The organism is Haemophilus influenzae (genome assembly GCF_900475755.1).
Taxonomy (GTDB): domain Bacteria; phylum Pseudomonadota; class Gammaproteobacteria; order Enterobacterales; family Pasteurellaceae; genus Haemophilus; species Haemophilus influenzae_D.
The window spans coordinates 492,821-512,453 of record NZ_LS483411.1 but is presented as its reverse complement, the minus strand read 5'-3'; the positions used below and the strand labels follow the sequence as shown (position 1 = coordinate 512,453).

Here is a 19,633-nt window from a genome sequence, read left to right as displayed (position 1 = left end):
TGCCACTTTTATTTTGGGTTGAGATTGTACCGAATAACCGAGTTATTTTGTAGTGAATAAGGTTATTGATTCCAAATGCCCTGTGTGCGGAAACATATCTATTACTGAGCTTTTTTCAATCTTGTAGCCAAAATCACGTAAAATTTCCGCATCACGCACCAATGTTGTGGGATTACAAGACACATATAAAATTTTCTCTGCTTTCAACTCGCACAACGCATTTAACGCAAAAGCTGCGCCGCTGCGTGGAGGATCAAGCAAAATTTTATTGAACGACTGATTAGCCCAAGGTTGTTCAACAAAGGATTGGTCAAGATCCGCTTGGAAAAATTCAATATTTTTGATTTGGTTTCTTGTGGCATTTTGTGCCGCTTTTTGCACCATTTCAAAAACGCCTTCAATTCCTACCGCACTTTTTACGCGTTTGGCAAGAGGCAGCGTAAAATTTCCCATACCGCAAAATAAATCTAGCACACAATCTTGTTGGCTCAATTCAAGCCAATCCAAGGCTGTATTCACCATACGTTCATTTAATGCACGATTTACTTGGATAAAATCACGAATATCAAAATGTAATTTTATGCCATCAGAAAATTGATAATAAGGTGCATCGCCATAGTTTTGTTCAATGCCTTTGTCGCTTTGTAAAAACAGCATTAACTTTTTTTGTTCAGCAAATTTGAGCAATAAAGTGCGGTCAATTTCCGCAAGGTTTTTAGTGTAACGTAACAACATTGCGACTCCATTATCGGCAGCCACAAGTTCAATATGCCCCAACTGTTTCGGTGCAGAAAATTGTCCTAAAAGTGCGGTTAATTTAGGCAGTAAACAATTAATTGCAGGTTCAGCCACTTCGCAAGATTGAACGGGTATTAAATCGTTAGCATTTTTCTGACGAAATCCCATGTCGATTTGTTTTGTGTTTGGATTAAACCATAAACTCAAACGCACACGACGACGATACGCCCAAGCGTCGCCACAAATCATAGGTTGGAATGAAATCGGTTCTGACTGTAATTTGCTTAATCGTTTAAACAATGCAGATTCTTTCGCTTTTCTCTGCATTTCAATAGGAATATGCTGCCCTTGGCAACCACCACAACGCATAAAATGAGCACATTTTGGTGCTAAACGTTCAGGGCTTTTTACTCGCCATTTTTTTGCAATGGCGTGTCCATATTGGCGTTTATCTTCCAAAATACGACATTCCACTTTTTCGTACGGAAGTGCATTTTCAATAAACCAAGTTTTACCATTAATTTTCGCCACGCCTAAACCTTGATAATCTAAATCAAGAATATCCGCCGTAATGGTTTGAACATTTTTTGTTTTTTGCTTTGGGGTATAAAGAAGAACCATTATTTTAAAAGTAAAATATTTTGAGTGAATAACTCTCGGCTTTTTAGCGGTTTATCGCCAAGATAAGGTTTCAGTGCAATACGAGTAAAACGTTTTGCCGCTTGACGTACCGCATCATCAGAAAAATCGAGGGCTTCAAAGGCTAACAAATCTCTTCCGTAAAAGGTGAGATTATCTTTCACTAAAGACGCGATGAAACCTTTTTCCTCACGATAACGATATGTCATTGTGCAATCGACAGGCTCGCCAGAACCTGCACAATGCAGAAAATCCACGCCGTAACCAAGAATTTGTAAAAGTTGAAATTCAAAAAGACGCAACGTTGGCTCAACGTTGCTTTCCGTTGCCAAGCCTGTTAAGCATTTTAAATAATGTTGAAATAGCGCAGGATTTGGCGTTTCAGACTCAATAACACGAGTGAGTAATTCATTTACATAAAAGCCACTATAAAGAGCGATTTGTTGTAAAGGAAGTGTAATTGCGGCAGGTTCAGCTTTGGTAAGGGTTTTCAATGCGCTTTTTCCCGTCCAACGCAACAATAAAGGTGTGAAAGGTTGCAAGACCGACTTCCAAGATGAACGCTTTGCACGCGCCCCTTTTGCAATGACTGTTAAACGCCCACTTTCTTCAGTGAATAAATCCACCAATAAGCTCGTTTCACTGTAAGGGCGGCGATGCAAAACAAAACCACGTTGAAGTTCGCTTTGCACGATTATTGTCCAGATAAGCGTTCACTTGTTTGTGACACACATTGCACCGCTAAAATTTCGCCAAGATTTGTTTTTAGCGTACTAAAATCGTCACGCTCTTGCCACATCCAACGAATATTGGCGTAATTTTTACCACGTTCAGAAATCATTAAGGTTAGTTTTTCTGATACGCCTTGAAAAGTGACAGTGACATAATGCAAATTTTTTTTGTATTTTTTATGCGTAGCGTGTACAACACGAACAACTTTATCATCTTGACATAAATATCGGTCAGCTTCGCCTTTTTGTAAGGCTTTATCCACTTTTTCTACTTGCATTTTTTGCGCTTGGGGCGTTGTCACATTCGTATTTTGCGTACAGCCAGCCAGCAAAAGTGCGGTAAAAATAAGAGATGTTTTTTTCAACATAAATCCTACCTTGAGAAAAGAACTTAAAAAGAAAAAAGGCGATTACTCGCCCAAAAAATTATTTTTTATATTGATAAGAACCATCAGACTGACGAACAAAACGTGCACCATTGGATAAACGCATTTCATTTACTCGCCCTTGATTATTCACAGATACCGTTACTTTATCGCCAGATTTAAAGCTACTTAATACATTGCCCGCCCCTGCTGCTTTGCTCATTGCGTTTACATCGGAAATATTAAGTTGATTATCACGGAAGACTTGCATCAGCGAAACACCTTTCGGCACAGTTAATGTTTTTGCTGAAAGGCGAGAGGCTGTAGATTTACTCACAGGTTTTGCATCAACGATTTGAACTTTCTTTTCTTTTTTAGCTTGAACAGGTTTGGCTTCAACAATCGGTGCTTTTCCTGCTGTTTTAGCGACGCTTTGTTCCATTGCTTTTGATGGATCCTGTGCTTTCTCCGCCACTTTCACTTCTTTTTTCGCGGTATCTTTATGCACAACTTGTGGCTCTACCGTTTTTTTCATCGGCTGAACAGGCACAGTTGGTTTTGGGTGTTCTGCTTGCGTTTGTGCAGGTTGCATTTGAGGCTGTTCCGCTTGAACTGGTTGCATAGGCATAACAGATGCCGCAGCCATTTCATTTGGCATTTGATTTTGTGCAGGAGGATTATCTAAAATCGTGGTTTCCACTGGCTGACTTTGATCTAACGATTGGAACTGCACAGGAATTTCATTGCTGTTAGATTGAGTGAAAGACTCAACGGTGTCAGAACTTGGTTTTAATGCGAAGAAAATAATCAATAAAATAACTAATACAAAAATAGCCATAAACAAACGACGATGTTTTGCTGGCAATACTTGTAATACTTTCCATTTTTCTGGTTGGGCTAAAATAGGTTTTTCAGCCTTTTCGACGGTTTCATCCGCATTATTTTCAGCACTGATTTCTTCATCAACCGCAGAAATATTTTCTTCTGTGGAATTTGTTTGAAGAACAGGCTCTTGTTCCGTTCTCAATGTTTCGCTAGAAATAAAAGGTATGCTTTCTTGAGCAGGAGTATGCCCAAAAGTGGGTTCTTTACGTTGCTGAAAGTTAGTTTGCACGTGATTTTTTTTGGTAAACAACCCTTTTGCTTTACCTAAAATTGATGAACTTGGCTGAATTGTTTTCTTTGGTGTAATCGGCTCCGCTTGATTAAGCCCTAAATCTAATTCATTTTGGGATGATTGTACATTTTTATCCATAGAATTCACTGGATTGCCCCTGATGCTTGTTCTTATTCATATTAATTAGCCACAAAATTGATAAACCTAAAAGTGCGGCGAGAAAATTAGGCGTATTTTATCGGATCTTATTCTGCGTATAAAGTCTTATTTGGCTCGCCCGCAATTTCTCGTGCAAGTTTAGGAACAAGATAGCCAGAAGTCAGAGATTGCAAGGTTTTATAGATTTGCATAGCTTCAATATCGCTAATCAGAAAATGGCTCGCCCCTTGCACTTTATCTAGCAAATGCAAGTAATAAGGCAAAATTCCTGTTTGAAAAAGTTTATCGCTCAATATTTTTAGAATTTGCGCATCATCATTCACGCTTCTTAGCAAAACAGATTGATTCAAAAGCGTGACATTCACGGCATTTAATTTTTGCATCGCATTAGTAAAAACTTGATCAATTTCATTTGGATGATTAATGTGTGTCACCATAACTTTCTGCAAAGGAGTTTCTGCTAGTAAAGTGCAAAATTCATCAGTAATTCGTTGCGGAATGACAACAGGCAAACGGGTGTGAATACGCAAACGTTGTAAGTGCGGTATGTTTTCCAAATGTTTTATTAGCCACGCTAATTCGTGATCTTTCGCCATTAAAGGATCGCCACCAGAAAAAATCACTTCTTCAATTTCAGAATGCGCTGCAATGTAATCTAATGCCAGCTGCCAGCTTTTTTTATTTCCTGGATTTTCATCGTAAGGAAAATGTCGGCGAAAACAATAACGACAATTCACTGCACAACCGCCTTTTGCCATAAAAAGTAGGCGATTTCTATATTTATGAAGAATATTCGGCACCGCATTGGCATTTTTTTCTTCTAATGGATCTGTACTAAATCCTTCCGCTTGTACAAACTCTAAATCAGAACACATCACTTGCAAGAAAAGCGGATCTTGCGGATTGCCTTTTTCCATTTTATCAATGAAAGGTTGTGGCACGCGAAGGGGAAAAAGTTTCCGCGCAGCAATGGATTGCTCAAAATCATCTTCTGGTAAATTTAAGGCTTTTAGCAACAATTTAGGATCTGAAATGGCATTTTTTAGAATTGTGAGCCAATTTTGTTCTTCTCTAATGACGGGTTCTTGGGTTAAAATACGCACTTTTCAAACCATCTCTCATTTTTAGGATATTTCAAATATGGCCACATATACTACCAGTGATTTCAAACCGGGTCTAAAATTTATGCAAGACGGCGAGCCTTGTGTAATCGTTGAAAATGAATTTGTAAAACCAGGTAAAGGTCAAGCATTCACTCGTACTCGTATTCGTAAATTAATTTCAGGCAAAGTATTAGACGTAAACTTTAAATCTGGCACCTCAGTTGAAGCGGCTGATGTTATGGATCTTAACTTAACTTATTCATACAAAGACGATGCGTTTTGGTACTTCATGCACCCAGAAACATTTGAACAGTACTCTGCAGATGCAAAAGCTGTAGGCGATGCAGAAAAATGGTTATTAGACCAAGCAGATTGTATCGTGACTTTATGGAACGGCGCACCAATTACTGTTACTCCACCAAACTTTGTTGAATTAGAAATCGTCGATACAGACCCAGGCTTAAAAGGCGATACCGCAGGTACTGGCGGTAAACCAGCAACATTAAGCACTGGCGCAGTAGTAAAAGTTCCTCTTTTCGTTCAAATCGGCGAAGTTATCAGAGTTGATACCCGCTCTGGCGAATACGTCTCTCGCGTAAAATAATCATTTAGATAAAAAAGTGCGGTTAATTTCTGCGATATATTATGTTGCAGTAATAAAAAGCACTGAAATTCATTTGGTAAAAATGCCTTTTCGTTCATAAATGGGAAAGGCATTTTTTATAAATTTAGTTTTTCTAAAAAATCATAAACCAAAGCAAATAAAATTCAGCCTTGTTTTATTTTTCATTACAGTATAGAATTTTTCCCACTTTTAGTCGGGGTGCCGAAAGGCTGAGATGATACCCGTGAACCTGAAACAGTTAGCACTGACGTAGGAAACTAATATGCCAATAAATCCATTTTCTTTTCATTCCATTTCTTATCCTTTCCTTTTTATTACGCATTCCCTTTAATCATTGAGGCGAGCGATGGTGCGTATTCAAGATTTGAGTCTTGCCTTTAATGGGCAAACGTTATTTGAGCATCTTAATTTAACCCTGTTGCCGAACGAATGGGTAAGCTTGTTGGGCAGTTCAGGCGTGGGGAAATCGACACTTTTGCGACTACTGTCGGGCATTGAAACGCAAGGCGTGGTGCAGGGAAAAATCCTATTTGAACCGAAAATTCGCATTGCGTGGATGCCTCAAAAAGAGACGCTTTATCCGTGGCTATCAATTGTCGATAACGTACAATTGCAAGCGGTCTTATTTGGACGAAAATCTGCAAAAACCACTGAAAAAGCTAAAATGTTGCTTGAAAAAGTGGGAATGGCAGCACATTGGCACAAGCCTTGTTCGCAACTTTCAGGCGGGCAAAAACAGCGGGTTGCCTTGGCACGCACCTTAATGCAAGAGGTAGATTTGATTTTGCTAGATGAGCCTTTTTCCGCTCTTGATGCCATCAGTCGCCATCAACTTCAAGGTTTAGCCTTTGAACTGCTCGAAGATAAATCAGTGCTGCTCGTGACCCACGATCCGCAAGAGGCGTTGCGACTAAGCCATCGAATTTTTGTGTTGCGTTCGCCTGAGACTCATCAAACAGCATTGTCGGAGGTAATTCTTCCCGAAGGGAACGCTCCGCGTGAGTTGCATCAAGCCAATTTATGGGCGTTGCAGCAGCAATTATTGAGAGAATTAGGGGGCGAACAATGAAAATTCGCCTACTTAAACCGCTTTTAATTGTAGGCATGTTGTTGATGCTCTGGCAAATGGTTGCAACCTTGGGCAGCTTTCCACACTACATTTTTCCCTCACCGCAAGCTGTAGGGCAGCAGTTGTTCACACACGCTGAGCTGCTTTGGCAGCATACGCAAGTCACGTTGTTAGAAATCTGCTTAGGACTGTTGTTAGGCTTTCTGTTTGGGTTGATTTCGGCGTTGTTGCTCTCATTTTCTCGTCAAATTTCTGCCGTGTTATTGCCGATTTTGGTCATTTCGCAAGCGATTCCTGTGTTTGCTATCGCACCGTTGTTGGTGTTGTGGTTTGGCTATGGAATGGCATCCAAAATTGTGATGTCGGTGCTGATTATCTACTTCCCCGTCACGGCAGCTTGTTATGATGGACTACGCAACGCCCCGCAAGCGTGGCTCGATCTGGCGAAAACCTTTAACATTTCCCCCTTGCGTTTATTACTTAAAGTGCGATTACCTGCGGCTTTACCTGCTTTTGCTTCGGGCTTGCGAATTGCGGTTTCGGTTGCCCCGATTGGTGCGGTGGTAGGCGAATGGGTAGGTTCGTCTGAAGGGTTGGGGTATTTGATGATTCACGCCAATGCCCGAATGCAAGTCGATTTAATGTTTGCTGCCTTACTGATTTTAGTGTCAATTTCACTCTGTTTATATTTCAGTATTGATAGGCTATTACACCGTTTTATTTGGTCTGTTTAACTTTTCATTAAAGGAGAAAAAAATGAAGACAATCATCCGTTATTTCAGCTTTGTAATGGGGCTAATGCTCACGCTTCCTAGCTTGGCAAAGGAGAAAATCAGCATAATGCTAGATTGGTATGTAAACCCCGATCACGCTGCCATTATTGTGGCTCAACAAAAAGGCTTTTTTGAAAAAAATAACCTTGAGGTTGAAATTATCGAACCTGCTGATCCCGCATTACCGCCGAAATTAGCGGCGGCAGGAAAAGTTGATTTAGCCGTGAGTTATCAACCTCAGCTTTATCAACAAGTGGCAGAAGGCTTACCTTTAGTGCGAGTGGGTTCACTGATTTCAAATCCATTAAATAGCGTAGTGGTACTAAAAAAGAGCAATTTGAAAAGCCTTGCTGATTTAAAAGGTAAAAAAGTGGGGTATTCTGTCAGCGGTTTTGAAGATAGATTGCTTGATACAATGCTTCATTCTATTGGTTTAAGCAATAAAGATGTGGAATTAGTGAATGTAAATTGGTCGCTTTCGCCCTCTCTTTTAACTGGACAAGTGGATGCTGTGATTGGTGCATTTCGTAATTTTGAACTCAATCAGCTTGCTTTAGAAAAGCAAGAAGGTATCGCATTCTTCCCTGAACAATATGGCGTGCCTGCTTATGATGAATTGATTTTAGTTACCAATAAAAACAGCATAACAGATAAAAAAACATCTGCATTTTTAACCGCACTTGAACAAGCCACCGACTATCTGCAAGCTCACCCCAATGAAGCGTGGCAAGCCTTTGTAAGCTATAAACCGAACGAACTCAACACGCCATTAAACCAACTAGCGTGGAAAGACACGCTCCCCTTCTTAGCCAATAAACCTCGCCAATTAGACGTTAAACGTTATCAACAAATGGCAGAATTTATGCAACAAAAAGGCTTAATTCCAAAAGCCTTAGCGTTGAAAGAATATGCGGTAGAAATTAAATAAGGAAAAAAGATGATTGAACAACTCATTCAACAAGCTCAACCTTATTGGCAACAATATATTGAACACGAATTTGTGCAACAGCTAGCAAAAGGTACGCTGCCAAAAGCTTGTTTTCAGCATTATTTGAAGCAAGATTACCTCTATCTGTTCCACTATAGTCGAGCCTTTGCTTTGGGTGTATATAAAGCAAAAAATTTTGCGGAAATGGAAATTCCTCGCAAAACGTTAGAGATACTCTGCCAAGAAATTCAATTGCATTTAAATTATTGCCGCCAATGGGGCATTAGCGAACAAGAGATTTTTGCTACTCAAGAAAGTGCCGCTTGTATTGCTTATACCCGCTATTTGCTTGATTGCGGCATGACGGGCGGTTTAGCTGAGCTTTATGCAGCCGTGACCCCTTGTGCTTTGGGTTACGCTCAAGTTGCCCGTTACATTACTCAGCATTATCCTCGCTTACCGAACAACCCTTATCAAACGTGGATTGACACCTATACGAGCGAGGAATTTCAACAATCCGCCCAAGAAACCGTTGATTTTCTTACAGCACTTTGCAAACCGCTAAACCCAAGCCAACTTGCCGAGATTCAACAGATTTTCACCACCGCAACCAGAATGGAAATTGCGTTTTGGCAAATGGGGTTGGATTTGGCATAACAACAGGAGACAAAATGAAATCCATCTATCTATCCAAAATCCGTGAGCAGAATCCGCTCATTCATAACATCACCAACATTGTGGCAGCGAATTTTAGTGCCAATGGCTTGTTGGCATTGGGGGCTTCGCCATTGATGTCGGCGAATGTCGAAGAAATGCAGGAAGTACCGAAAATCAGTCAAGCGTTGGTCATTAATATCGGCACGCTGATTGGAAAGGAGCGAGAGGCGATGTTATTAGCGGGCAAAACCGCGAATGCGGTTGGGATTCCTGTGGTGTTAGATCCTGTTGGTGTGGGGGCAACTAGCTATCGCCGTGAGACCATTCGTGAGCTTTTAGCCGAGGTAAAATTTGCTCTGATTCGTGGCAATGCAGGTGAACTGGCTGCGATTGCAGGAGAAGCATGGCAGGCAAAAGGTGTAGATGCAGGGCAGGGCGAAGTGGATTTAAAAGCCGTTGCCGAGAAAGTGGCTCAACGCCATGGCTGTACGGTGTTGATTAGCGGAATGGTGGATATTGTCAGCGATGGCACACAAACTGCGACCATTCACAACGGCACGCCATTGTTCCCGAAAGTCACGGCTTCGGGGTGTCTGTTGAGTGCCGTGTGTGCGGCTTTTTTAGCGGTAAGTGAAGGGAATTATTTTTCTGCGACATTAGAAGCCTGTGTAGCATACACCATTGCTGGCGAGCGTGCGGCGCAAGGCTTAACCACACAAGTGGGACAGTTCCAAATCCGTTTGTTGGACGAACTTGCTGCCATTTCCCCTGAAATCATTGAACAAAGAGGACGCATCAATGAGTAATGTGAAACAAGTTTTAACCATCGCAGGGTCAGACAGTGGCGGCGGGGCAGGCATTCAGGCGGATCTTAAAACCTTCCAAATGCAAGGCGTGTTTGGTACTTCAGTAATCACGGCAGTTACGGCACAAAATACCCTTGGCGTATTTGATATTCACTCTATTCCACTGAAAACAATTCAAGCGCAACTGGAAGCGGTCAAAAATGACTTCCAAATTGCAAGTTGCAAAATTGGTATGCTGGGCAATGCAGAAATTATTGAATGCGTGGCAGATTTTCTTGCTGATAAACCATTCGGCACGCTGGTGCTAGACCCAGTGATGATCGCCAAAGGTGGGGCACCGTTATTGCAACAGCAAGCGGTGAGTGTGTTAAGCCAAAAATTGCTGCTGTTGACAGACGTGATTACACCGAACATTCCCGAAGCGGAAGCTTTAACGGGGATTGCGATTGTGGACGACACCAGTATTCAACAAGCCGCAAAAGCCTTGCAAAAACAGGGAGCGAAGAATGTGATTATTAAGGGTGGACATTCGCTCAATTCGCAAAGTGAGCTGTGCCAAGATTGGATCCTTTTACAAAACGGCGAATATTTCGCTTTGCAAAGTCCACGTTTTGATACGCCTCATACGCACGGCACAGGCTGCACCTTTTCTGCCTGTTTAACCGCTGAATTGGCAAAAGGTGAACCGTTGCAAAGTGCGGTGCAAACAGCGAAAGATTTTATTACCGCTGCGATTTCTCACCCGTTGAATATCGGGCATGGACATGGACCAACCAATCATTGGGCTTACAGTCGCCTTTAAGGATTGGAAGATGCAAAACATTCAAAAAATCTTACCGCTTTACTTTGTGGCAGGCACGCAAGATTGCCGTCATTTGGGCGAGAACTTGTCAGAAAATTTATTATTCGTGCTAAAACAAGCGTTAGAAGGCGGGATTACCTGCTTTCAATTTCGGGATAAAGGCAAATTTTCGTTAGAACATACGCCCTCAGCACAGAAGGCGCTGGCGATTAATTGTCGTGATTTGTGCCGTGAATATGGCGTACCGTTTATTGTGGACGACAACGTTGATTTGGCGTTGGAAATCGAGGCGGATGGTATTCACGTTGGGCAAAGCGATATGCCTGTGCAAGAGATTCGAGCTAAAACAGATAAACCGCTGATTATTGGTTGGTCGGTGAATCGTTTAGATGAGGCGAATATTGGGGAAAATTTAGCGGAAATTGATTATTTTGGAATTGGCCCGATTTTTCCAACGCAATCAAAAGAGAATCCGAAGCCAACGCTAGGAATGGCGTTTATTCAAACTTTGCGAAATGCGGGCATAACTAAACCGCTTGTGGCAATTGGTGGAGTGAAGTTAGCTCACGTTAAAACCTTACGAGAATTTGGTGCGGACGGTGTGGCAGTAATTACAGCCATCAGCCAAGCAGAAAATGTTAAAGCAGCAACAAAAGCATTACGGGAGGCAAGCGATGAATACGCAAAATAGTCTAAAACAGGTTGCGACGGCAACGATGGTCGGCACCGCAATTGAGTATTTCGATAACTACATTTACGCAATGGCTGCGGTATTGGTATTTAACCATCAATTCTTCCATGCCGCAGATCCACTTTCAGGGCAGATTGCCGCCCTTTCCACTTTAGCACTCACTTTTATTGCTCGTCCTTTGGGAGCAATATTGTTCGGGCATTTCGGTGACCGTTTCGGGCGGAAAAATACTTTTGTGATGAGCTTGCTGTTGATGGGCGTTTCCACTGTTGTTATTGGTTTGTTGCCAACTTATGACAGCATCGGTATTTGGGCAACAATTTTGCTCTGTTTGTGTCGCATCGGGCAAGGTATCGGTTTAGGCGGAGAGTGGGGCGGTGCAGCGTTAGTTGCGGTCGAAAATGCTCCCGAAGGTAAACGAGGTTGGTATGGCACATTTCCACAGCTTGGAGCACCACTTGGCTTGTTGTTGGCAAATGGCGTATTCTTAGGCATTACTGCAATTTTTGGGCAAGAAGCTATGGCGGAATGGGCGTGGAGGATACCGTTTTTATCTTCCGTTATCTTAGTGGCAATTGGCTTATATGTTCGCCTAAAACTAACTGAAGCCCCGATTTTCCTCGCCGCACTCAACAAACCCCAACCAAAACGCTTACCAATGTTGGAAGTTGTCACTACTCATTTTAAGCCGTTTTTCTTAGGAATGTTGGTTTGCATCGCAGGCTATGTGCTGTTCTATATTATGATTGCCTTTAGCCAAATTTATGCAAAATCTGCCCCAACAGTATCAGAAGCCGGCTATGCAATGGGATTAGGATTTTCCCCGCAAATTTTCACCGCTTTATTGATGGCAAGTGCGGTTTCTTTGGCAATAACTATTGCACTTTCGGGTAAATATATCGATAAAATCGGACGAAGAACTTGGTTAATTTGGACAACTGTTGGCGTTGCGATTTTTAGTTTATCCTTACCGTTATTTCTCGAAAACGGTACAACTGCTAGTCTGTTTTGGTTTTTAATCATCGGTATGGGCTTAATTGGAATGGGCTATGGGCCATTAGCGAGTTTTTTACCTGAACTCTTCCCCACTCATGCTCGCTATTCAGGAGCCTCTTTAACCTATAATATTGCAGGCTTATTCGGGGCAAGCGTGGCTGCTGTGATTGCTTTACCACTCAACGCCAACTATGGTTTAAAAGGCGTGGGCATTTATTTAACCCTAAACGCTGTATTGAGCTTGGTCGGGTTGTGGTTTATTTCAGAAACGAAAGATAAATTACTATCCTAAGATTTGTATAATTAAATAAAATCTATTAAGCGGTTAAATTTTACATAAAATTCTACTAAGAATTTGACCGCACTTTCCTTTACAAGCCAAATATTTTCTCTACAATACCCCACCTAACGATTTGCCTAGCGCAAATCCCTGACCTGAAATCAGACAAGAGAATATTATGACAACCCAATTCAAACCTGAATTACTTTCCCCTGCAGGCTCTCTTAAAAATATGCGCTATGCGTTTGCTTATGGTGCAGATGCCGTTTATGCAGGCCAACCTCGTTATAGCTTGCGCGTGCGTAACAATGAATTTAATCACGCCAATTTAAAAATCGGGATCGATGAAGCCCATTCCCTTGGCAAAAAATTCTATGTAGTGGTAAACATTGCGCCCCATAATTCCAAACTCAAAACTTTTATTAAAGATTTACAACCTGTCATCGATATGAAACCAGATGCTTTAATTATGTCTGACCCAGGCTTAATTATGTTGGTGCGTGAAAATTTCCCTAATATTGATATTCATCTTTCTGTGCAAGCAAATGCGGTAAACTGGGCAACAGTGAAATTCTGGAAACAAATGGGATTAACTCGTGTGATTTTATCGCGCGAACTTTCAATCGATGAAATTGCTGAAATTCGCCAACAGGTGCCAGATATTGAACTCGAAATTTTCGTACATGGTGCGTTATGTATGGCGTATTCTGGTCGTTGCTTGCTTTCTGGCTATATCAACAAACGCGATCCAAACCAAGGCACTTGCACTAATGCTTGCCGTTGGGAATACAAAATGGAAGAAGGCACCACCGATGAAGTGGGCAACATTGTGCCAAAAATCGATCCTGCTCAACAAATTGAAGTGAAAAATGTTGCTCCAACCTTAGGCGAGGGTGCGGTAACGGATAAAGTCTTCCTTTATACCGAATCACAAAAGCCTGACGAGCAAATGACGGCGTTTGAAGATGAACACGGCACCTACTTTATGAATTCAAAAGATCTACGTGCCGTACAACACGTGGAAAAATTGACCGCACTTGGTGTGCATTCTTTAAAAATCGAAGGTCGTACTAAATCATTTTATTATTGTGCAAGAACTGCTCAAGTTTACCGCAAGGCAATTGATGACGCGGCAGCAGGCAAACCATTTGATGAAAATTTAATGGATACATTAGAATCCCTTGCACACCGTGGTTATACCGAAGGTTTCTTACGTCGTCATACGCATGATGAATACCAAAACTACGAATATGGCTATTCTATTTCTGATCGTCAGCAATTTGTCGGTGAATTTACCGGTAAACGTAACGAACAAGGTATGGCTGAAGTGGCAGTAAAAAACAAATTCTTACTTGGCGACAAGGTAGAAATGATGACGCCACAAGGCAATATTAATTTCAAAATTGAAAAAATGCTAAATCGTAAAAATGAAGCAGTTGATGCAGCACTAGGTGATGGGCATTTTGTATTCTTAAATGTGCCACAAGATATTAACTTAAATTACGCTTTATTAATGCGTAATTTAGTTAATACAAATACAAGAAATCCACATTCTAATTAACATACTCCCCGCTCTAAAGGACGGGAATTTCTACTAGCTCCCACGCTTTGCGTGGGTTACTCTCGATGGGTTCTTGCTGCTGACTTCTCAATGAAGTTCACTTCACAAGCTCGACGGCTGTGTCCCAGCCTGATATTTATTACACTTGGACGATAGCTCGCCCACTCTCCAAAACGATAAATATGTATTGTATTTTTCTTGATAATGTACGTCTATTAGCCGTATAATATAAGATATTATATTAACAACATAAGGAGTAGATGAATGAAAACACAAGTAACAAAAGCTAGATTGGAGGCTAAAGTAAACATAGATATATATGAATTACTAAAACAAGCGGCTGCAATTACAGGGCGAACATTAACCGACTTTGTGGTAAGTGTAGCTTACGAGGAAGCCAAAAAGACCATTTCAGAACATCAAGTTTTACGTTTAGCAGTGAATGATCAAGCATTGCTGATTGAAAGTCTAAGTAAACCATTTGAGCCTAATCAATCAATGAAAAATGCGCTTAATATGTATGAAGCATATCTATCTATTACAGGAAAAAATAATGATAAATGAAAATTTAGCATATTTAAGAGTATTACCCTTAGAAGATGTAAAGATTGAGAGAAGTTCATTTTCTTGTTCAGTTGAACCTTTAGAAAACTACTTTCATAAGTACGTTTCTCAAGATGTAAAAAAAGGGCTTGCAAAGTGTTTTGTGCTTATAAATGAACAACAATCTAGGATTGTTGGCTATTACACTTTATCGGCATTATCAATACCAATTGCAGATATACCACAAGAACGAATAAGTAAAGGTGTACCATATCCTAATATTCCTGCTGTTTTAATAGGGCGATTAGCCATTGATACGAATTTCCAGAAGCAAGGGTATGGAAAGTTTCTAATTGTAGACGCCATTCATAAGATTAAGAATGCTACGGTAGCTGCTACAATTTTAGTCGTTGAAGCAAAAAATGATGATGCCAGCTCGTTTTATGAACGATTAGGGTTTATTGAATTTAAAGAATTTGGAGGAACACACAGAAAGTTATTTTATCCGCTAACAAAATTAATAAAATAGATGAAATACACCAAATATTATTGATTTTATTCACATATCCACACTAGTAACGAGTGTGCGAAACGAAGCCTATAAAAAATACCTGTTTCTGATATTACTCAAAAACAGGTATTTATTTTCTGTTATGGAAAATTAGTTATCTAATTACCATTCAAAATTTACGCCAACATTATAAGTTGCGCTGCCACCACGAGTGAAAGCAACACCTGATTTAGCCGCGATATTTTCGTTATAACGATAACCAGTACCTACAGCAACCGCAGTTTGAGATTTATAACCACCTACAGCAGCAGTAAGATTTAATTTACCTACGTTATACGGTTGGAATAAACCATTTAATGCAGCTTGAGAAGCAAGACCACGTTTAAGATCTTTATTAAGGTTATTTACTCTGTTATCTAAATTATCAAGACGTTGAGTGTGAGTTGCGATTACAACTGTATTAGTTGCAACGTTAGTTTTGTTAGTTGCAATGTTAGCTTTGTTAGTTGCAATGTCAGCTTTGTTAGTTGCAATGTCAGCTTTGTTAGTTGCAATGTCAGCTTTGTTAGTTGCAATGTCAGCTTTGTTTGCATCTACATCTGTTTTGTCTGCTTTTTTCTCTATGTTGGTTTTATTTAAACCAATATTTTGAGAAAGTAAATTAAGTGCCCCAGCAGCTCCATCTACCCTATTTTTCAAAAGAGAGACTTCTGTTTTGTCTGCTTTTTTCTCTATGTTAGTTTTATTTAAACCAATATTTTGAGAAAGTAAATTAAGTGCCCCAGCAGCTCCATCTACCCTATTTTTCAAAAGAGAGACTTCTGTTTTGTCTGCTTTTTTCTCGATGTTAGTTTTATTTAAACCAATATTTTGAGAAAGTAAACTAAGTGCATTAGCAGCTCCATTTACCCTATTTGTCAAACGTTCTACAAGATCTTTAAGATTATTGAGTCTATTTGTATGACGACCTAATGTTCTAGAATGACTAGCTACTTTATTTGTAAGTCCATCAAGATCATCGTTTATATTAGAAATATCCTCTAAGATAGAAATCATCTCATTATCTAATTCTGTATCTGACTGTGACTGAGTTGCTACAGTAGCACTATTACTAGCAGAAGCCAAAACTGGTAATGCACCACCTACTAACACAGCGATTACAGATTGTTTTAATAAATTTCTTTTCATAAGGAATCCTCAATTATTTAGGGTTATTAAAGTGAATTAGAACAAAGTAAAAGCTTACTATGTAACCATAACCATAACTGAGTATATACTTCTACTATAAAAAAACGTTAAAGCAATATAGAAAAATTTCCTATGTAAAATTTGCCTCAAGCAGAATTTACACACCTAATTAAATATTACTGTTGCTTGACTTGCGTCGTTTGCCGATATTTTTCGTATCCTTATGACGCAATTTTACTTTTTTCTTTGCCTCTGTTTTTTTCTTTTCTTCACGTTTTTCTTTAATGCGTGCCTTTTGTTTTTTGCTGACAGATTTCACTTCACCATCTTTTGGTGGCTTAGTGCGAGGCTCTAAACCCTCTAAAATGCGTGCCTTTAAAATTTCCTCAGTATAACGTTTGATTTTACCTAGTAACTTGTAATCATGGGCTTCGACAAAAGAGACCGCTGTGCCTTTTTTACCTGCTCGCGCTGTACGTCCAATTCGATGCAAATAAGTATCCGCACTATAGGGCAAATCAAAATTCATCACGTGAGTTACATCGTCAATATCAATACCACGCGCAGCCACATCTGTTGCAACCAATACCGTCACAATACCTGATTTCAATTTATCAATCGCATTATTACGTTGAGTTTGTGCCATTTCACCTTCTAAATACGCAGAACGAATGCCTCGTTTACGCAATGTTTCAGAAAGTTCTCGTGCATCTTCACGACGACGAATAAACACAATTCCACGGGTTACTTCTTCAGTTTCAATAAAACGCGCGAGCAATTTGATTTTGTGTTCATTGCTGTCTGCATGGTAATACCATTGGTTGATTTTTTTTCTCTCTCGACGGCTTGGTTCCGCATCTACTTTCACAGGATCATTCAACAAACGCTCCGCGAAATCGACTAATAACTCTCCTTCTAAGGTTGCAGAAAACAACAAGGTTTGTTTCCGCCAACGGGTTTCAGCCGCAATTTTTTCCGCATCTTGTCCAAATCCCATTTGTAACATTCTATCGGCTTCGTCAAAAATCAGCATTTCAACGGAACGGCAATCAAAATTTTCTTCCTTAATGTATTGCAATAAACGGCCAGGCGTAGCCACCACCAAATCTTGATTGGTATTGCACACATCACCGTGATTTTGATACGCCACGCCACCTATAATTGTCGCAATATTTAAATGGGTAAACTGCGCTAATTCTTCCGCTTGTTCTGCCACTTGCATTGCCAATTCACGGGTTGGCGTTAATACCAAAATACGCGGTGAGCCCGGTTTACGGCGTGGATAATCCAATAAATGTTGTAGCGCAGGTAATAAAAAAGTAGCCGTTTTCCCTGTTCCCGTTGGTGCAGAGCCTAATACATCACGCGCTTCCATTGCGGCAGGAATGGCTTCCATTTGAATAGCTGTTGGACGAGAATAACCTTTTTTCTCAAGTGCCTTTAAAAGCTCAGGAGAAAGATCGAATTGTTCAAATTGGGATAAATTCATTATTGTGCGGTTCTTTGTTAAAATTAGTGGGAATTATACCTGAAAGTGCGGTCAATTTACGAAAAATTTATGAGCGGATTTACCTTTAAACAATTCCATATCAATCAAGATTCTTGTGCCATGAAAGTCGGTACTGATGGCATTTTGTTAGGTGCTTGGGCAGATGTAAAACATTGTAAAAATATTTTAGATATGGGGAGCGGCACAGGATTATTGGCTTTAATGTTAGCACAACGAACTGAAGGAAACTGTCAAATTCAAGCGGTTGAGTTGGATTCCATTGCAGCAAAACAAGCACAAGAAAACATCAATAATTCGGTGTGGAAAAATCGCATTCAACTTATTCAAGCGGATATACAACATTTTTTACAACAAACTGAACAAACCTTTGACTTAATTGTGGCAAATCCACCTTATTTTGAACAAGGTATTGCTTGCAAAAATGAGGAAAGAGCATTGGCTCGTTATACCAAGCAAAGCCACTTAAATTGGTTAGAATGGGCTGCCACGTGCTTATCGGAAAATGGGAAAATAAGTTTTGTTTTGCCTTATAATGCGGGGAAAACGCTCACAAAATCCACCGCACTTTTTTGCATAAAACAGACGAATGTCATTACTAAAGTGGGAAAAACGCCCCAAAGAATGCTACTTACCTTTGCCAAACAGCCCCAAGTTTTAATGCAAGATCAATTGGTGATTTATGATGAGGATAATCAATACACGGAAGCGTTTATTGAATTGACTAAAGACTTTTATATCAAGTTTTGACCGCACTTTTTTTACCGCACGTTCTTCGTTAAAGTTGCTGAATATCCAATGCCATTTGGTCTAGCATTTCATAACGTTTACGATACATAGAACGTTTTTTACTTGCGATATCTTCTAATTGTTTGCGTTCAATATCCAAAGGTAATTGCCAATAATTATTATCATATTTCCCTTGGTTCTCTTGCCAAAATTCATTGTAATTAAACAAAATCTTACTGCGTGCAGAAAGACGATATTTTCCTTGTGCTTTGTGCGGAATACCCACTAACTCACATTGCCATTTTTCAGCAAGCATTTTGAACGCATTAACCAACATAAACATTGGACGCATACCGTGTAATGCTTTCGTAGCCTGTTTCACAAGCTCTTGAGCATTACCACTTGAGGGGCCTTGAATTGAGGCGATAAGCAATTTATTCGGGCTTAAAAAAGTGAAAGACGCATCATATACTCGTTCGTTATTTTGATTGCGAATGTTAATAGAAAAATATCCCTCAAAGGGATCGATATGATTGATACTCAAAGATAAACGCAAATCCTCTGTTAATTGGGTTAGCACGATATGTTGTTGATCTAATAATTGTTGGCAAAGCAAACGTCCCATTTTTTCTTCTGCCAAACGTAAATTCTCCGTAATCGCCGTTAAACGTTCTGCAGCAGAAAAACGTTTATCGCAAAAAGTAGTCAGAATTGTATTGATACGGTAATAATTTTGTGTAAATAAAGGCTGCCATTGCGTTTCTTTATTAAGAAAATCCACTAATTGGTTACATTGCTTTTGATACAACCATTTATAGCCATAATAGCGTAATTTTTCCCGCACTTGTTTGAGAAAAGGGCGATCCTTAGAATAAGGATACATTTGAACATAGGTGGGGAAAATAAAATTATTTTTCGTGGACATAATTCAATATTTTGTGAAATTTAATAAAATTTTTCATTATTTTAGCCATTATCACTTCATTTGCCAAAATTCTTTTTGTTAGAAACCCACTTTATAAGTCAGATTTTGTTATAATCTTTTCCTTGAATTCCTTTTCCCTACCCCCATATTTACCCAAATTATCGGAACGAAATTATAAGAGAGACCAATT

At 39.9% G+C, this 19,633-nt stretch carries 21 protein-coding genes and 1 riboswitch; of the genes, 13 read left to right on the top strand and 8 right to left on the bottom strand.

The genetic code is table 11. The features are described from left to right. Window positions 1-42 precede the first annotated feature (42 nt). The 5 genes from rlmD to epmB all read right to left on the bottom strand — a co-directional run bounded on the left by rlmD (window position 43) and on the right by epmB (window position 4,852). Window positions 43-1,359 carry a 23S rRNA (uracil(1939)-C(5))-methyltransferase RlmD gene (rlmD, locus tag DQN24_RS02585; RefSeq protein ID WP_111695342.1) on the bottom strand — a complete coding sequence of 439 codons (1,317 nt, stop codon included), beginning with the start codon at window positions 1,357-1,359 and terminating at the stop codon, window positions 43-45. After that, window positions 1,359-2,069, bottom strand: coding sequence for a DNA repair protein RecO (recO, locus tag DQN24_RS02580; protein ID WP_005656323.1), 711 nt, complete (start codon window positions 2,067-2,069; stop codon window positions 1,359-1,361). The genes rlmD and recO overlap by 1 nt, the downstream gene beginning before the upstream one ends. A gap of 2 nt (window positions 2,070-2,071) precedes the next feature. Continuing rightward, a complete protein-coding gene (locus DQN24_RS02575) occupies window positions 2,072-2,476 on the bottom strand; it encodes an MliC family protein (protein WP_042594291.1) in 405 nt (134 codons plus the stop codon). A 58-nt stretch (window positions 2,477-2,534) separates the two neighbouring features. Then, window positions 2,535-3,737 (bottom strand): opacity-associated protein OapA, encoded by a 1,203-nt coding sequence (gene oapA / locus DQN24_RS02570; protein ID WP_111695341.1) that lies wholly within the window; start codon window positions 3,735-3,737, stop codon window positions 2,535-2,537. A gap of 98 nt (window positions 3,738-3,835) precedes the next feature. Next, window positions 3,836-4,852 (bottom strand): EF-P beta-lysylation protein EpmB, encoded by a 1,017-nt coding sequence (gene epmB / locus DQN24_RS02565; protein ID WP_021034438.1) that lies wholly within the window; start codon window positions 4,850-4,852, stop codon window positions 3,836-3,838. Between the two features lie 37 nt (window positions 4,853-4,889). Between epmB and efp the strand changes: the two genes are divergently transcribed. The 12 genes from efp (at window position 4,890) to DQN24_RS02505 (ending at window position 15,112) form a co-directional block, all read left to right on the top strand. After that, window positions 4,890-5,456 (top strand): elongation factor P, encoded by a 567-nt coding sequence (gene efp, locus DQN24_RS02560; protein ID WP_005544066.1) that lies wholly within the window; start codon window positions 4,890-4,892, stop codon window positions 5,454-5,456. 205 nt (window positions 5,457-5,661) lie between these two features. Continuing rightward, window positions 5,662-5,750, top strand: a riboswitch (TPP riboswitch). A gap of 73 nt (window positions 5,751-5,823) precedes the next feature. Beyond that, window positions 5,824-6,546, top strand: coding sequence for an ABC transporter ATP-binding protein (locus DQN24_RS02555; RefSeq protein ID WP_021034439.1), 723 nt, complete (start codon window positions 5,824-5,826; stop codon window positions 6,544-6,546). Then, window positions 6,543-7,280 carry an ABC transporter permease gene (locus DQN24_RS02550; protein WP_021034440.1) on the top strand — a complete coding sequence of 246 codons (738 nt, stop codon included), beginning with the start codon at window positions 6,543-6,545 and terminating at the stop codon, window positions 7,278-7,280. Before DQN24_RS02555 ends, DQN24_RS02550 begins: the two co-directional genes overlap by 4 nt. 22 nt (window positions 7,281-7,302) lie before the next feature. After that, entirely contained in the window at window positions 7,303-8,247 is a 945-nt protein-coding gene (locus DQN24_RS02545) for an ABC transporter substrate-binding protein (RefSeq protein ID WP_041175244.1), read from the top strand. A gap of 9 nt (window positions 8,248-8,256) precedes the next feature. Then, entirely contained in the window at window positions 8,257-8,904 is a 648-nt protein-coding gene (gene tenA, locus DQN24_RS02540) for a thiaminase II (protein WP_005666624.1), read from the top strand. 14 nt (window positions 8,905-8,918) lie between these two features. Then, the gene (gene thiM / locus DQN24_RS02535) at window positions 8,919-9,710 is read left to right on the top strand and encodes a hydroxyethylthiazole kinase (protein ID WP_111695340.1); all 792 of its coding nucleotides are present in this window, start codon (window positions 8,919-8,921) and stop codon (window positions 9,708-9,710) included. After that, window positions 9,703-10,512, top strand: coding sequence for a bifunctional hydroxymethylpyrimidine kinase/phosphomethylpyrimidine kinase (thiD, locus tag DQN24_RS02530; protein WP_021034443.1), 810 nt, complete (start codon window positions 9,703-9,705; stop codon window positions 10,510-10,512). The genes thiM and thiD overlap by 8 nt, the downstream gene beginning before the upstream one ends. Before the next feature lie 10 nt (window positions 10,513-10,522). Next, the gene (gene thiE / locus DQN24_RS02525) at window positions 10,523-11,203 is read left to right on the top strand and encodes a thiamine phosphate synthase (protein ID WP_021034444.1); all 681 of its coding nucleotides are present in this window, start codon (window positions 10,523-10,525) and stop codon (window positions 11,201-11,203) included. Then, on the top strand, window positions 11,187-12,491 hold the full coding sequence (locus DQN24_RS02520) for an MFS transporter (RefSeq protein ID WP_021034445.1): 1,305 nt from the start codon (window positions 11,187-11,189) through the stop codon (window positions 12,489-12,491). Before thiE ends, DQN24_RS02520 begins: the two co-directional genes overlap by 17 nt. Before the next feature lie 166 nt (window positions 12,492-12,657). Next, complete coding sequence (gene yegQ / locus DQN24_RS02515; RefSeq protein WP_021034446.1) at window positions 12,658-14,040, top strand: tRNA 5-hydroxyuridine modification protein YegQ; 1,383 nt, start codon at window positions 12,658-12,660, stop codon at window positions 14,038-14,040. 264 nt (window positions 14,041-14,304) lie between these two features. Continuing rightward, the gene (locus tag DQN24_RS02510; RefSeq protein WP_006995116.1) at window positions 14,305-14,604 is read left to right on the top strand and encodes a DUF1778 domain-containing protein; all 300 of its coding nucleotides are present in this window, start codon (window positions 14,305-14,307) and stop codon (window positions 14,602-14,604) included. Then, a complete protein-coding gene (locus tag DQN24_RS02505; RefSeq protein WP_021034447.1) occupies window positions 14,594-15,112 on the top strand; it encodes a GNAT family N-acetyltransferase in 519 nt (172 codons plus the stop codon). Before DQN24_RS02510 ends, DQN24_RS02505 begins: the two co-directional genes overlap by 11 nt. A gap of 144 nt (window positions 15,113-15,256) precedes the next feature. Here DQN24_RS02505 and DQN24_RS02500 read toward each other — a convergent pair whose 3' ends face one another. Both DQN24_RS02500 and srmB read right to left on the bottom strand, forming a co-directional pair. After that, window positions 15,257-16,282: a YadA C-terminal domain-containing protein gene (locus DQN24_RS02500; RefSeq protein WP_227894322.1), complete on the bottom strand. Its 1,026-nt coding sequence runs from the start codon at window positions 16,280-16,282 to the stop codon at window positions 15,257-15,259. A 169-nt stretch (window positions 16,283-16,451) separates the two neighbouring features. Beyond that, on the bottom strand, window positions 16,452-17,771 hold the full coding sequence (gene srmB, locus DQN24_RS02490) for an ATP-dependent RNA helicase SrmB (protein ID WP_111695339.1): 1,320 nt from the start codon (window positions 17,769-17,771) through the stop codon (window positions 16,452-16,454). Between the two features lie 69 nt (window positions 17,772-17,840). Between srmB and DQN24_RS02485 the strand changes: the two genes are divergently transcribed. Further along, window positions 17,841-18,539: a tRNA1(Val) (adenine(37)-N6)-methyltransferase gene (locus DQN24_RS02485; RefSeq protein ID WP_041175245.1), complete on the top strand. Its 699-nt coding sequence runs from the start codon at window positions 17,841-17,843 to the stop codon at window positions 18,537-18,539. 28 nt (window positions 18,540-18,567) lie between these two features. On the opposite strand, the gene DQN24_RS02480 is transcribed toward DQN24_RS02485, so the two are convergent. Further along, the gene (locus DQN24_RS02480) at window positions 18,568-19,443 is read right to left on the bottom strand and encodes a VirK/YbjX family protein (protein WP_041175246.1); all 876 of its coding nucleotides are present in this window, start codon (window positions 19,441-19,443) and stop codon (window positions 18,568-18,570) included. Between the last annotated feature and the right edge of the window lie 190 nt (window positions 19,444-19,633).